We start from the raw sequence: 13582 nt of genomic DNA, 5'->3' as shown, positions 1-13582 counted from the left end.
CTGCTGAAATTATCTGAATATTGTTTGTTTTCGTTCCGGTCCAATTCCAATCATTGTGATGGGCACTTTTACTATTTCCTCGATAAGGCGAATAAAGTTTTTGGCGTTAGCGGGAAGATTATCGAAATCGGTTACCTCGCCAAGGGCTATGTCCCAGCCGGGGACAGTTTCATAAATAGGAGTTGCCTGTGAGAGTCTGTCTATATTTGCAGGGAAGAAGGTGGTTTCTTTGCCGTTAATTTTATAAGCCCTGCAGATATTTATTTCTTTTAAGCCGGTGAGGGTGTCGAGATGCATCAATGCTATGGAATCGATAGCGCCTATGGTTGCGGCGTAGGATACTACCACGGCATCGAACCAGCCGCATCTGCGGGGCCGGCCTGTGGTGGTGCCATATTCGTGTCCTTTGTCGCGGATATATTGACCGACTTCGTTATCCAATTCCGTAGGAAAAGGCCCGGCGCCGACCCTTGTTGTGTAGGCCTTGACTACGCCGATGAATTTATCAACCATCTTGGCCGGCACGCCGCTGCAGACTGACATGCCGAGCGCACTTGAATTTGAGCTGGTTACATACGGAAAAGTGCCGTGATCGAGGTCTAACATCGACCCCTGAGCGCCTTCAAAAAGGATGGATTTGCCATCGGCAATTGATTTGTGCAGAAATTCGGTCGTATCAGTTATAAAAGGGGTGAGTTTATCAGCGTGAGCTTTGCATTTTTCGAAAATTTCATCGGCGCTTATCGGCTCAGCGTTGTAAAGGGCCGTAAAGACTTTGTTTTTGTATTCGATGATGGTTTGCAGATGGGCTTTGAGTTTTTTGAGGTCTCTTAAGTCGCCCATTCGCACGGCGTAGCTTCTGCCGACTTTATCTGCATAACAAGGGCCAATACCCCTGATTGTTGTGCCGATTTTGTCTTTGCCGAGGGACTCTTCGCGCAGCTTGTCTTCTTTTTTATGATAATCCAAAACGACGTGGGCATTTTCACTTATAAAGAGGCGGCCCTTTAACGTAATACCTTTTTGGGCCAGCGTCTCGATTTCCTGCAAAAGCGTGTCCGGGTCAACCACGACGGCATTTGTGATTACGCAGACAATATTCGGCCGAATCGACCCGCTGGGCAGCAGGTGCAGGGCGAATTTGTTGCCATCTATGACAACGGTGTGGCCGGCATTGGCGCCTCCGTTATATCTGACAACGATGTCGCTTTGTTCGGCAAGTATATCAATAACCTTGCCTTTGCCCTCGTCGCCCCATTGCAATCCGACAATACAAGAGTTCATTCGCATCCACTTTTCAAAATTTGTTTCCTGTGGCCCCCAAAAATAAACCGCAACAGTTCAATAATATAGTCTATTGCGGTTAACCGATTACATTTTAGATTTTTTCTCGGCAATTTCAACTAATTTTTGCTACGAGTTTATCCAGGACGGCTGCCAGGTTATCATAGGCTTTATCACTTATTTTGTGATTAACTTCGCTACCGTCTTTATTTTTATATGTGATAAGAAAGAAGCCTTTCGAGTCAAAGCTGGTTTTATCTATTTTTTGTATGGAATCATAGGAAATTTTCTCTTTGTTACTGATGATAAGCTCGGTTTCATCAGCCAAGAGCTTTTTGTTTTTGAGCGTTCCTAACCGCCCCATCAGGGCAGCGGCGAGAGCAGCAAGAAAGATAGGGGCTCCATGGTTGAATTTCATTGTATCGTCGGGCCGGCCGTCTTTGGTGTGCTTTTCATAGAAACTGCGGCGATGCGACCATTCGTATTTACTGAAATAGCCGTCATAGGCGAAAATAACCGCGAAGACAATGCAGGCGGCGGTGTAGATTTTGAGGTTGTTCTTTCTGTATTTGCTTACGGGCGCTTCGATAGCCATTCTAATATCCTTTCTTCGGTCTAAGTTGACCGTTTTTGAGCGATTACGTTAATCAGCGGCTGAACAAAGTTCGAGACTATTTTTTCAGCCATTAGTTCTTCAGCCAGCCGACATTGATTTTCAAAGGATTTTAGCGCATCAAATTTTTCCGTGCTCGACGGGTATTGACGGATTGTAAAGGACAAATTTATAGCCTCATCTTCAACCTGCCTTTTTTCCCCTGGTTCATAAATACTTGTTTTTGATTCTATGTTGATTCTACATTGTGTAAGGCAGTCATCGGACAGGGCTACCACCACCGTGGGGGAAAACACAATAGGCTTGGCTGCCGGTAAGTCCAGAAGGCAGTTGAAGGCGGTTGAGCCTAACAGCGCTTCGGCAATAACCTCATCGTGGCTGCCCGCATAATCAAAATCCATAGCGAAAGTAACGTCCAGCGAATCGATATCGAGATGATTTACGCTGAGCATATACGGCGCCAGTTCGATTACTAATTTGTCCTGGTTGTAAGCATCTTCAAAACTTGAAGGATTGGCCACCCCAGAGCTGATACGGTCTGTTTCGAGAGTAATCCAGCGGTATTGGCCGGCGGCGCAATCTTCTTCCAGGCAGTATTGGTTTTTGTTTCGGAAGAAACGGCCCATAGATGGGAATTGCTTTTGTATCCGTTCGAAAAAGGCCAAGATGGTATCGCGCTGCCTCGGCAGGGGCAGCTTGGTGTTGAGATGCATATCGAGATAAAAATCGTCGCAGAGAGAACTGTAACTGTTCGACATAATTGGAAAAATCCTTAACAAGATGACATATTCAAAAAACTCAGATCGTCTAACAATTGTTGCATAAATTTAAGCTTATCTCAAGAGAAAAAACACGAGACAGGCCGGAATTATTTTAAATCCGGCTCGGGCAGGCTGAGCTCAGTAATCAATGCTCCAATGGTTGAAAAAACCGCAAAAGCAAACATCCGCCACATACAAATTATTATATGGTTATCAGCGGCAATTCCGCTGGTACGGCTCAATATTGCGGAAAATATCGTGTATAGTATGCCAACCGCTATGCCGCAGAAAACGGCAGCGATAATTCGCTTCCACAAAGCCGCCCCCCGGCAGCCGAGGGTTGTACCTATCCCGCAAAGCAAAGGCACTGTTACAGCAAGCCACCAGATATCTTTCAAGTTTGGCAATTCTCCCGTGCTTCTAAGATAAGTAAAGTCGGCAATTCCAAATATCAATGCTGCTGCGAGTGCATACAAACCAACATGCCAATATCTCGGCTTCATCGACGCCTGAACCTGTGCCCGCCTGCGCATTCTGCGCCGTATTGTCAAAGGCCAATTGTAAAACAGGCAAAATACCCAGTGCTCCAGCAGTGCACCTGCCTCGCCGAAGACTGGTACAATATGAACGGCATCCGTTGCCCAATGGGCCGCCATAAACCGCGCGAGAGCAGGATAGCGATATGTCATCTGAATAGGAAATGCTAAATAGCCAACGTATTTGAGGAAGCTTAGAAATACAGCGATGTTATAGTCTTTAAAGCTGCGGTCGTAAATCGCGATTCCTACCGCGTAAAGGCCTCTGGCAAGAGAGCCGGGCGAAATCGGGATTACCTGGAATAGCACAAGTATTCCGCCTGCTCCGAGCTCATCACCGGTTTTTCGCCAATATATCCACGCTAAAATCCCCGAGACAATCTGGGTGAGGGGTAATGTCATAAGGTGTACGACTAAACTAACAAGGTATCGCTGGATGTATGGCTCATGCAGCTGGGAAAGTATAGTGTTCGCATCCTGGTCGGTCAGAATATGCTTTTTTTTGCCCTCCTTGACCATATCCAGCAGCCATTTTTCACGAAGTTCGGCGCTAAAATAAAGCTTTATAGGCCGGACGAAGAGAAAGTGAAGCTTATCCTTAAAGAACGCCCAGTCAGTTAAAAATCTGTGCAAGCCCGGGAAAATCAAAATCAAAAAAGGCAGGTGACAAAAATATCGCCAGGGCTGCTCTGCCAGCTTGAGCGCCTGCTTTGAGCTAATCCGTCCCGCCCTGTGCCATACAATAGCTTTCTCGGTAATTTTTGTTCGGAACGCCCTTAGCAGGTATCCCCAGCTTGTTAATATTGCTTTATAGTGTTTGCGCCAATTCGGCTGTGCCCAGAGCCGCCGAATGAGCCGGCCAAAAAACGGTATTATCCCAATCACAAAAAACAGCAGCGTCAGTATTTTGCTGTTGCGCAGCTTTTGCTCGTGTTCTTCATCGACTAAATTCCGCACTTTCCAGCCGGTTACTGCACTATCAAAAATCGTCGACCATAATTTTCGGCTGTAGAACAGCCGAATGTGATTATGTGTAATATCCGGGAGCGAATCCCGATATACCTGTTCATCTGCCCTCAAGGTATCGAGCATATCACGCATATCTGCGAACTCATCGCTGTGTGTTTTGACGAAAGTCTCGAGTTTGTCTATATCGCCGCGGTCAAATTGCACGAGGGAGCCGCGCATGGCACCTTTGGCTATCAGCTTAAAATCTCCCGGGCTCATCGGTAAAAATGGAAGCAGGGCAAGTCCTGCTCTGAAATCGACAGCCACCAGTCCGGCAGATGGATTATCTTCAGTATCTTTGCGTTTTAGACAATTCGGCTGGCTTTTACAGGTTGACCACTCGTATTGCCTGGCAAACTCATACGCTCCCATTTCGTGCAGCAGGGCGACGAATTCCTTCATAAACAGTTTCTTTGCACGATATTCGGGCGAACCGAGTTGCTGCTGGTCGGTTGCCTTACCCCTGCGCCATTGCTTCAACAGGTCCAACCGGTCATCGACCTCCAGCCGCCAGGTGCGCCCATCGACCCATTCTCTCAATTCACCGCAGCTGCCGAGCGTGTTGTCGACAAGTGTTGCGTAAATGTCCGCCACGGTTGTTTCATTGCCGAATTTGATTTGTGCGCCGCGCCGTATAAATTTCTGCCAAATGGAGCCGGCTCTGGTTGCCGCCGGGTTTACCTGAAGCTGGAACGGTCCTTGGAAACCGATCCAGTAAAGCACATTACGAAACAGGCATGAAAATCCCGAAGGCGGAACAAGAATCTTCATAGCGTAAACGCCGGCAACCTTAAGGCCTTCTATCGGTCCGCCTTCAATATTTAATATTTTTATCTTATAAACCTGTCCTGCGAATCCTCCGCCTACAAAGTCATCCACGACCAGACGCACTTTCGCCGAGTTTGCTTTTGTAATTTCTGTAACGTCATAGACCAATTCGGTGCCGCTTTCGTAACGAGCAACCCGAATCGGACGATGCAAGCCCGCGAGACGGCATTGTCTATCCAGGTCTATACAAGTTTTTACGGAATATTCTGCCGACATCAGTGCTCTCCTGGCAAGTTCCAATTACTCCATAAAACAAGACAAACAAGCGAGACAATTCCTGCAAATACCCCTGCTAATAAATCGTCTGCGAGGATTCCCCATCCTTTGGGAAGTTTCTCAAGTTTTCGGATTGGCCAGGGTTTAAGAATGTCAAAAAACCTGAAGAGAAAAAAGCCGAGCAATCCGGCGACCCAAATGTTTTTGATTGGGGCCGCTGCGATGAATAAAAACGTAACAGCCTGGCCGGAAAATTCATCGGCGACTATTTCCGAAGGGTCGGTTTTATTTGTTGCTGCGATTATGGCGGGAGCAAATTTGATACAGATAATGGAACCAATCAGGGCCAAAACCGCCATTATGATTGATATTTCGAGGGACGAAAACTCAAAGTAAGACATAAGGACAAAGAGCATCACCGACGGAAGTGAGCCCCATGTTCCCGGAGCAACGGGCAGCCGGCCAAGACCAAAACATGATGTAAGCAATCTTTTCATAATCATAGAAAGTTAGCCGAAGGTTTAAGTTAAGTCAAAGATTATCGACAGTTTCAGCCGGATTTTCCAGACATTTAAGGCAGAATCTATCGGTCATACCCGCAATGTAATCGCATACCGTCCGCTGCAAACTTTCCCTCGGTATCAATTTTTGGAAGTAGCCCGGCATCAGCTCTCCCCTGCGGCAAAACTCCTCAAAAAGCTGCTGGAGCCAGTCTTCAATTTGCTTTGCTGTTTGTGTTACGGTCTTATGTTGATAAAAGTTCTGCAGTAAAAATTTTTCCAGCACGGCAAGCCTGGCGTTACTTTCATCTGAAAGCGTGATTAAATTTTCGCTGCGGTGAGCAACCTCGTCAACGGTTTTCGGATTTACGCCAGCGATAGTTTTTTTACTCACATCGATGCAGTCGCCGACAAGAATATCGATAATTGCTTTTGCGGTCCTTGTTTTTTGGACTACCGGGTCTTCCATCTCTTCGGCGTTTATTCGGTTTTGTGCTTCTGTGAATATTTCAACGTTTTTTAACTGCTCGCGGTGAATCAGGCCTGCCCGCATGCCGTCTTCGAGGTCGTGAGAGTTTACCGCGATTCGGTCGGCGATGTCTGCGACCTGTCCTTCAAGAGAACAGTTAGGCTCGGCAAAGGTATCGTCCTTGGGGTTGTCATAAGGGCTTCGATGTTTGGCCAGTCCCAGTCTGGTTTCGTACATCAGGTTCAGGCCGGGGAAATCCGGATACAGATGTTCGAGCAAATCGACAATGCGCAGCGCCTGCAGATTATGCTCGAATCCTCCGAAATCAGCCATTAAACGGTTGAGGGTTTTTTCGCCGGCGTGTCCGAAGGGCGAGTGTCCCAAATCGTGTGCCAGGCATATTGCCTCGGTCAAATTAATATTTAACCGAAGCTCCTTTGCTATGGTCCTTCCTATTTGCGCCACTTCGATGCTGTGTGTAAGGCGTGTGCGATAATAGTCGTCAAGGCCCGGGGTGAACACCTGAGTTTTGCCTTCCAGCCGGCGAAATGCCGAGCAGTGGATTATACGGTCGCGGTCACGTTCAAAGTCTGTGCGGTAGGGATGCGGCTTTTCCGGGAACTTCCGGCCGCGGCTGCGGGTTTCAGAGACGGCGTAGCAGACTAATTCTTCAGGCATATTTTTTATAAAGCTGGAAGGTTATGCTCTTTACTTATCTGCTTTAATTGCTCCAGAAGTTCGGTCAGGCTTTGGCTGATAACATTGGTGTTTGTGCAGACGCTCATAAAATTAGTGTCCCCATCCCATCGCGGGACGATGTGGATATGAAAATGCTCGGGCAATCCCGCTCCGGCACACCTGCCAAAATTCATTCCGACATTGAAGCCGTGTGGTTTTATCGCCAGTGAAAGGGCCTTTTTCGATTCCCTGATTAATCTGGTCAATTCCAGCAGCTCTTCGTCGCTTGCCTGCTCGATGTCGGGGATATGCCGGGCTGGGGCTATCAGTAAATGGCCGTTATTATAGGGAAAGCGATTCAGCACTACGATACTTTTGTCTGAGCGCCATAACACCAGGTTTTTATCATCATCCTGCGGCTTGCCCAAATCATGACAGATAAAACAGTCACTGCTTTTGCTAAGGCCCTGGATGTATTCGACCCGCCATGGCGCCCAGAGATTTTCGTGTTCCAATCTGCGATTACCTCCAATGGTGGTGATTGGTTAAATGGTAATCGGCAAGCGGTGAATTTATTTGCCCATAACCATTTACCAATCGCCAATCATTTAAGAAGCTCCATTATTAAATTTTGCTTGATAGTTATCAGTGGCTTTGGGCCGATATCTATTGGTAAAGAAGCCTCTACTTTTGCCTGATACTGTTGATTGTATCGTTCTGTTTGGCCTGTATCTATATTGAACAGCTCCTCGCCTTGACCCTGCAAATCCAGGAGCCTGTAACCCCTTAGGAAACCGAATCTGCCGCTCATTTGGAATCTGCCGGAGTAAGGTTTTGGCCAGTTCTCCGGGGCCGAATCGGCAGGCGAATAGGAACTCCGTATCACGGCGAGTTGCCCTTTTTCAGTTTGGCGAATTTCATCGAGAGTATAGATAACGTCCCTTGCTTTTCGTGTTACCATCGGGGTTGGAACAGACAATTTAGAGTTCCAGCTCTGACCTGCGTAGACTCCCTTTGACGGTTTTTTTATACTGGAAATCGAATCCCACAGGAACCATTGTGTGGCGATGAAATCTGCTATCATATCGGGCTCTTTAACCCTGCCGTCTGTATCTTTCGGCCGGAAGGCTCTCTCGCCGGTCTCTTTAATTAACTTCTCTAATTGTGAATAGTCCTCAATTCTGCCCGTAGGCTCGACGGTGAACGTGAAACTTGCCCCTCGAAGAGTTTCGACGGCGTCTCTGCCTGTGCCTTGCCGTCCTGGTGAAGTTCGCTTGACGCTTACCGAATTGCATGTTGCATTTATGGTTGTAGGGCCGTGAGGGTCTATTTTAACTGGCGTATAAGCAACGACCATATCCATTGACTCGGAGGATTTATCGACCTTGTGCTTGCCTGGTTTAGATTTAGAGCCGCTTTTTATCTGTCCCCAGTCAACCTCAATATCTCTGCTGGAGGAGAACTTGTACTGCAGAGTCTGGCCCTCTTGGAAATTTACAGTTATCAGGTTTCGTTTTCCGGTTAACGGTTTTTTACCCTCGGCTCCCGGCTCGCATCCCGCAAGGGCAATCAGGAAGATAATAGTGAAAAGATTTAATACGGTTTTCAATTTTGCTCCTTACTAATTGAGTTCATAGCAGGCAGCAGCGGCTTCGAACTATGAACCGTTTCTAATCAATTTTTTCGAGGCTGTAGAAACGAGTTGCGCTCATTGTCAAGATAACAGGCTCTTGGTCTGTTTCTGTTGCTTGTCCGGAAGGAAAGTCAGTAGTCCATTCCTGCTGTAGTTTTTCATAGTATTTCTTGACTTTGCCGGCAGTTAAATCCAATTCCAGCTCACCGGCATACGTTTTGGTATTGTCGGACCTTTCTAAAAACTTGGCTTCATGTCCTTTTGACGTTTCTGAGGCGGGAATAGCATTCATCTTTATGACGGCAACCTGCCGCTTATCCTGGCTTTTGATTTGATTTAGTGTATAAATTTTTTCATATGATTCCGCCCCCATCATACCGAAGGAAAAAGCCTTCGTGATGCTCCAATTGTCACCTGTCTGTAATTGGTTTTTGTCGGTATTCGGCAGAACCAGGTTTCCATGCCGTTCCTTAATTGCTTCCTTGCTAAGCATTCTCGAAGCTATCCTCGGGGGTACGGAACCTTTCCTGGACGCAGCGTTTGCCTCTTTTATGTCAATAACTTCTATAACTTCACCAGAAGGAGCGATTTTTATGGTATAGCTCTGCCCGATTAACAGTGCCAGCGGGTGTTGTGGGTCTGTTGGATTGGCGGTGTCAAACTCGAAAACGGAACTGTCTTTAACTATAGAAGAATATTTTATCTCTTTGATTGTAATTTTTGCGATAGCATTGCCTTTATCGTCGATGCTTTGTATTTCCTGTGCGAAGATCATTTCCTGTTTATCGTAGTTGCGGCCGCCCTTGAAGATGGATTCATCTGGTACGCTTCCTTCCCATTTAATGCTACGTTCTACCTCGTTTATTACCTTATAAGTTGTTAAATCTCCGGGGCTGAACTTCAGCGCAATAGTGGCGACCTTTCCGGATTTGACCTTGGGTTTAGCGGCTTCTTTACCGGCAGGGGCACATCCTGCTGCCAGAAGAAGTGAACAAACTGTTATACTTGCCAGCCATCTGGAGATTTTGACTTGTCTCATTGTTGGTCTCCTTAGAAATTTTGTTTTTATGCCGAATCGGGGTCCTGTAAACTTGGGACCTGTTCAAGTTGCAATTATACGTTTTGCCATGCCAAAGGCAACTGATTTTTCTTTATATGTCTGCGGTTAGCGGTTAAAATTGCATTTTCGGGCTTTCGGGTAATTTATGGATTTTTTAGGAGAAGCTGGATTATGAGAAGTGACACGGTTAAAAAAGGTTTCCAGCGGGCGCCTCACAGGGGCTTGCTTCATGCCTGCGGATTGACTGATGCCGATATAAATAAGCCCTTCATCGGTATTGCCAACAGCTTTTGTGAGATAGTGCCGGGCCACGTTCACCTTAATAAGGTGGCTCAGATTGTCAAGGATGCGGTTCGCCAGGCAGGTGGAACACCTTTCGAATTTAACACCATAGCGGTCTGCGATGGTATCGCTATGGCACATACGGGTATGAGATATTCGCTGGCCTCCCGCGAGATTATCGCCGATTCAGTCGAGACTATGGTGCAGGCCCATTGCCTTGATGGCCTGGTTTGTATTCCCAACTGCGACAAAATTGTTCCGGGTATGCTTATGGCTGCGGTCAGGCTGAATATCCCGACGATTTTTGTCTCCGGCGGGCCTATGGCAGCCGGCAAAACAAAAGATGGAAAACCCATCGACCTTATCAGCATATTTGAAGGTGTTGCCGGATTCAATGCTGGAAAAATTACCGAGGAACAGTTAACAGAGCTTGAATGCGCAGCTTGTCCTTCGCAGGGGAGCTGTTCTGGAATGTTCACCGCCAATTCGATGAATTGTCTCTGCGAAGCTGTCGGAATGGCCCTGCCGGGCAACGGAACTGTCCTGGCGGTTAATCCGAAACGTCAGGAGCTTTATAAACAGGCGGGTAAACAAATTCTGACGCTCATCGAAAAAGATATTAAGCCGCTCGATATAATCACAGACAAATCTCTGGACAACGCCTACGCTCTGGATATGGCGATGGGCGGCTCGACAAATACCGTCCTGCATGGCTTAGCTGTTGCTAACGAGGCCGGCATCAAATATGACCTTGAACGTATTAATGCCGTTTCCAAAAAGTGCCCGAATATCTGCAAGGTGTCTCCTTCGAGCAGTTGGCACGTCGAAGACGTTGACAAAGCCGGCGGCGTAAGCGCGATACTTAAGGAAATAAGCAAAATCGAAGGGCTGCTTAATCTGAATTGTCCCACCGTTACAGGAAAAACGCTCGGTGAAAATATCGCGGGCGCCGAAATCAAAAACACGGATTGTATTCACACACTGGATAATCCCTATTCGAAGACAGGCGGCTTGGCCATCCTTAAAGGCAATATCGCCCCGAATGGCGGCGTGGTAAAAACAGCGGGAGTCGCCGAAAAGATGCTGACGCACACCGGCCCAGCGGTCGTTTTCGAGAGCCAGGAAGATGCCTGCGAAGGCATTTTGGCCGGCAAGGCAAAAGCAGGGGATGTCATTGTAATTCGCAATGAAGGCCCGAGGGGCGGACCGGGTATGGTCGAAATGTTAAGCCCCACAAGCTACGTCATAGGCGCTGGGTTAGGCGAGTCGGTCGCCTTGATTACGGACGGCAGGTTCAGCGGCGGAACAAAAGGCGCATGCATCGGACATATCAGCCCGGAGGCAGCGGTGGGCGGCCCGATTGGCTTGTTAAAGAATGGCGACATTATCGAAATCGACATTCCGAACAATACTATAAATGTCAAATTGACCGATAAGCAGCTTGCCGAACGAAAAAAGAGCTGGAAGCCGCCTAAGCCGCGTATAACAAAGGGCTATCTCGCAAAATACGCCTCGATGGCAACCTCCGCTGATACCGGCGCTATTTTGAAGTGGTAAGCTGTTTAAAAGTTATGAATCAGGTTAAACAATTGTTGATAAAGCGCATAATTAAAAGCGATGGTTTCAAGATATATTTTTGGCCAATTGTTATTTGTTATTTTTTCACTTTTGTATGTGCGTTTTTATTCACACCATTTAAGGCTGACAGTCCAAGGGAGACTATCTTTGTATTCATTGGTGACATTGCTTGGTTGATTTGCCTTTGGGTGCTTGTTGTTCGCTATCAAAAAGTTAAAGGCAAATCTATTGGCAAAAGAGCTATAGCGTTATTAGTCATTTTATCAGCTATTATTTTATCTGTTATTTTAGTTGGTCTGACTCTTTGTGCTTTTCGGTTTTTTAGGTTTAAGTAGTTAAGATAACTCATGCCTGATATGGAAAAGAAAGCCTCTTGGTACGTTGCTGGTTTGCATTTTGAGTGTCAGCAGTGCGGGGCGTGCTGTTCCGGGCCGAACCAGGGTTATATCTGGGTGACGCGGCCGGAGATTAAACTCATCGCTGATTTCTTAAAAGTCGAGCCTAAGCAGTTACGGCAGAAGTATCTGCGGCGTGTGGGTCTGCGGACGACAATTATCGAACAGTCAGCTACCAAAGATTGCATATTTTTGCGAAGAATAGACGGCCAGAGAAGATGTATGATTTACCCTGTTCGACCGAGCCAGTGCAGAACGTGGCCTTTTTGGCCGGAAAATCTTGTTAACGCGGATGAGTGGAACAGGGCGGTTCAGCGATGCAGAGGTATAAACCGGGGCAGGTTGTACAGTTTTGAGGAAATAAAAGAGGTAAAAAATAGTAAAAAATGGTGGCAAAATGCAAAAAAGATAGTCTCCTGATACAGAAAGTGGCTGAAATTTACAAAGAAATTGATGCGCAAATAAACAATCACAGGGAGTCGGCAGGAGTATGTATTGCCTGCGGAAAGTGCTGCGATTTTGAAAGTTTCGATCATAAACTTTTTGTTACCCCGCCCGAATTGATTTTCCTTGCGGCGAACTTGCACGGTGAAAATCTAAAGCCGATGAAAACCGGGAGATGTCCCTACCAAATTGACAATAAATGCACAATATATAAATTTCGTTTCGCCGGCTGCAGAATTTTCTCCTGTAAGGGCGATACTGATTTTCAAAGCGGATTGAGCGAGAGGACCTTGAAGAAATTCAAAGCAATCTGCGAACAATTTCAAATTCCCTACCGCTATGCCGATCTGGCAACTGCGCTGAATAGTTTCGAGACTGCTTAATATTTGTCAGCCGGCTGGGGGATATTATCCTGCGGGTCGCGCAGATTGATGTATTTTACCCCGCCTGACAGAGAGCCGTATTCTTTGAAATATGTGTAAAGCTTAGCCAGTTTCTCCTCGTCCGTTGTCTCCAGATATCGCTGCCACGTGCCGAACTCGGCGCCCCAGATGATTTCGGTGTTGTCCTTTGCGTAAAGGACAATATGCGGAAGCCGACTGTTTTTGCGGCCGTTAAAATTGCTTACGTCGATACGGTCAATTTCATAAAGCAGCGGTTTTCCGGGCGTGACGGATTTATCCATCTGGTCGAGTTTGGTTAATATAGTTACAGCAGCATCGAGGTCGTCGCTTTGCCAGATTTCGCCCAGCGATGGTACCCTTGACGACAGCCCTTCTATCTTCACGAGGGGCAGGCCAGGCATTGGCACGAAATCGAGCACGACCAGTTCATCATCCACATAAAAATTTTGTGAGCCTGATTTGACTACAGCCATTGGCTTTCGCCACCTGGCTTTGACGAGCACTTGCTTGTGCGTAGTTTGTATTTTTATGTCGTCCAGCCAGGCGATTGACGCCAGATTTTCCGCTACTATCTCAGCGGCCTCTTCGTCCAGCCTGAAAATTTTGCCGCCGGCGGCATCGCGAATTTTTACCTTTAGTTCACTGCTTGCCCACTGCGGCACATTCACCAGTTCCAGAGTGCCGGTCCCGGCAGGCCTGGCTGATTTTATGTATTTATCTGCAAAATAAACAGAAACTCCCGCCGCGGCGAAGACGCAGAGCACACCGAATATTTTCAGAACACCCGTTAAGTTCGGCCTGTATGTTCGGTACTTTTTTCTTTTGGATGTACCGAGCTTAAACGATATTCTTTTGTCTTTTGTTTTTTTATCGCCGGCCATTGCTTTCAGTCA

General features: G+C 47.0%; 14 protein-coding genes. 4 read left to right on the top strand and 10 right to left on the bottom strand.

Annotated features, from left to right (window positions below; translation table 11 throughout):
- Window positions 1-9: 9 nt before the first annotated feature.
- The 9 genes from PHG53_03050 to PHG53_03010 form a co-directional block, all read right to left on the bottom strand.
- Entirely contained in the window at window positions 10-1284 is a 1275-nt protein-coding gene (locus PHG53_03050; GenBank protein ID MDD5380602.1) for an adenylosuccinate synthase, read from the bottom strand.
- 115 nt (window positions 1285-1399) lie between these two features.
- A complete protein-coding gene (locus tag PHG53_03045) occupies window positions 1400-1879 on the bottom strand; it encodes a hypothetical protein (GenBank protein ID MDD5380601.1) in 480 nt (159 codons plus the stop codon).
- A gap of 20 nt (window positions 1880-1899) precedes the next feature.
- Window positions 1900-2655, bottom strand: a complete 756-nt coding sequence (locus PHG53_03040) for a hypothetical protein (protein ID MDD5380600.1) — start codon at window positions 2653-2655, stop codon at window positions 1900-1902.
- A 110-nt stretch (window positions 2656-2765) separates the two neighbouring features.
- Entirely contained in the window at window positions 2766-5246 is a 2481-nt protein-coding gene (locus PHG53_03035; protein MDD5380599.1) for a hypothetical protein, read from the bottom strand.
- A complete protein-coding gene (locus PHG53_03030; protein MDD5380598.1) occupies window positions 5246-5749 on the bottom strand; it encodes a phosphatidylglycerophosphatase A in 504 nt (167 codons plus the stop codon). Before PHG53_03030 ends, PHG53_03035 begins: the two co-directional genes overlap by 1 nt.
- A 28-nt stretch (window positions 5750-5777) precedes the next feature.
- Window positions 5778-6893: a deoxyguanosinetriphosphate triphosphohydrolase gene (locus PHG53_03025; GenBank protein MDD5380597.1), complete on the bottom strand. Its 1116-nt coding sequence runs from the start codon at window positions 6891-6893 to the stop codon at window positions 5778-5780.
- 5 nt (window positions 6894-6898) lie between these two features.
- The gene (locus PHG53_03020; protein MDD5380596.1) at window positions 6899-7408 is read right to left on the bottom strand and encodes an HIT domain-containing protein; all 510 of its coding nucleotides are present in this window, start codon (window positions 7406-7408) and stop codon (window positions 6899-6901) included.
- A gap of 89 nt (window positions 7409-7497) precedes the next feature.
- Window positions 7498-8502 carry a hypothetical protein gene (locus tag PHG53_03015; protein ID MDD5380595.1) on the bottom strand — a complete coding sequence of 335 codons (1005 nt, stop codon included), beginning with the start codon at window positions 8500-8502 and terminating at the stop codon, window positions 7498-7500.
- A gap of 61 nt (window positions 8503-8563) precedes the next feature.
- Window positions 8564-9565 (bottom strand): DUF6263 family protein, encoded by a 1002-nt coding sequence (locus tag PHG53_03010; protein ID MDD5380594.1) that lies wholly within the window; start codon window positions 9563-9565, stop codon window positions 8564-8566.
- A gap of 192 nt (window positions 9566-9757) precedes the next feature.
- On the opposite strand from PHG53_03010, the gene ilvD reads away from it, so the two are divergent.
- Genes ilvD through PHG53_02990 form a run of 4 tightly spaced genes read left to right on the top strand, consistent with a single transcriptional unit; the run spans window position 9758 to window position 12668 of the window.
- Entirely contained in the window at window positions 9758-11425 is a 1668-nt protein-coding gene (gene ilvD / locus PHG53_03005) for a dihydroxy-acid dehydratase (GenBank protein ID MDD5380593.1), read from the top strand.
- Window positions 11426-11439: 14 nt separating this feature from the next.
- Window positions 11440-11781 carry a hypothetical protein gene (locus tag PHG53_03000; protein MDD5380592.1) on the top strand — a complete coding sequence of 114 codons (342 nt, stop codon included), beginning with the start codon at window positions 11440-11442 and terminating at the stop codon, window positions 11779-11781.
- A 21-nt stretch (window positions 11782-11802) separates the two neighbouring features.
- A complete protein-coding gene (locus tag PHG53_02995; protein ID MDD5380591.1) occupies window positions 11803-12261 on the top strand; it encodes a YkgJ family cysteine cluster protein in 459 nt (152 codons plus the stop codon).
- Window positions 12228-12668 (top strand): YkgJ family cysteine cluster protein, encoded by a 441-nt coding sequence (locus PHG53_02990; GenBank protein MDD5380590.1) that lies wholly within the window; start codon window positions 12228-12230, stop codon window positions 12666-12668. Before PHG53_02995 ends, PHG53_02990 begins: the two co-directional genes overlap by 34 nt.
- Here the strand turns inward: PHG53_02990 and PHG53_02985 are convergent.
- Window positions 12665-13570 (bottom strand): hypothetical protein, encoded by a 906-nt coding sequence (locus PHG53_02985; protein ID MDD5380589.1) that lies wholly within the window; start codon window positions 13568-13570, stop codon window positions 12665-12667. The two genes, PHG53_02990 and PHG53_02985, sit on opposite strands and share 4 nt — an antisense overlap.
- Window positions 13571-13582: the final 12 nt, after the last annotated feature.

The sequence above is a fragment of the Phycisphaerae bacterium genome, assembly GCA_028714855.1.
GTDB lineage: Bacteria > Planctomycetota > Phycisphaerae > Sedimentisphaerales > Anaerobacaceae > CAIYOL01.
Note: the sequence above shows the minus strand (reverse complement) of the source record. Positions and strands in the feature narration are given on the sequence as shown.

What these genes read in the sequence shown, in the direction of transcription:
- PHG53_03050 (MDD5380602.1), bottom strand. Translation starts at nt 1,284, where the DNA reads ATGAACTCTTGTATTGTCGGATTGCAATGGGGCGACGAGGGCAAAGGC.
- PHG53_03045 (MDD5380601.1), bottom strand. Translation starts at nt 1,879, where the DNA reads ATGGCTATCGAAGCGCCCGTAAGCAAATACAGAAAGAACAACCTCAAA.
- PHG53_03040 (MDD5380600.1), bottom strand. Translation starts at nt 2,655, where the DNA reads ATGTCGAACAGTTACAGTTCTCTCTGCGACGATTTTTATCTCGATATG.
- PHG53_03035 (MDD5380599.1), bottom strand. Translation starts at nt 5,246, where the DNA reads ATGTCGGCAGAATATTCCGTAAAAACTTGTATAGACCTGGATAGACAA.
- PHG53_03030 (MDD5380598.1), bottom strand. Translation starts at nt 5,749, where the DNA reads ATGATTATGAAAAGATTGCTTACATCATGTTTTGGTCTTGGCCGGCTG.
- PHG53_03025 (MDD5380597.1), bottom strand. Translation starts at nt 6,893, where the DNA reads ATGCCTGAAGAATTAGTCTGCTACGCCGTCTCTGAAACCCGCAGCCGC.
- PHG53_03010 (MDD5380594.1), bottom strand. Translation starts at nt 9,565, where the DNA reads ATGAGACAAGTCAAAATCTCCAGATGGCTGGCAAGTATAACAGTTTGT.
- ilvD (MDD5380593.1), top strand. Translation starts at nt 9,758, where the DNA reads ATGAGAAGTGACACGGTTAAAAAAGGTTTCCAGCGGGCGCCTCACAGG.
- PHG53_03000 (MDD5380592.1), top strand. Translation starts at nt 11,440, where the DNA reads ATGAATCAGGTTAAACAATTGTTGATAAAGCGCATAATTAAAAGCGAT.
- PHG53_02995 (MDD5380591.1), top strand. Translation starts at nt 11,803, where the DNA reads ATGGAAAAGAAAGCCTCTTGGTACGTTGCTGGTTTGCATTTTGAGTGT.
- PHG53_02990 (MDD5380590.1), top strand. Translation starts at nt 12,228, where the DNA reads ATGGTGGCAAAATGCAAAAAAGATAGTCTCCTGATACAGAAAGTGGCT.
- PHG53_02985 (MDD5380589.1), bottom strand. Translation starts at nt 13,570, where the DNA reads ATGGCCGGCGATAAAAAAACAAAAGACAAAAGAATATCGTTTAAGCTC.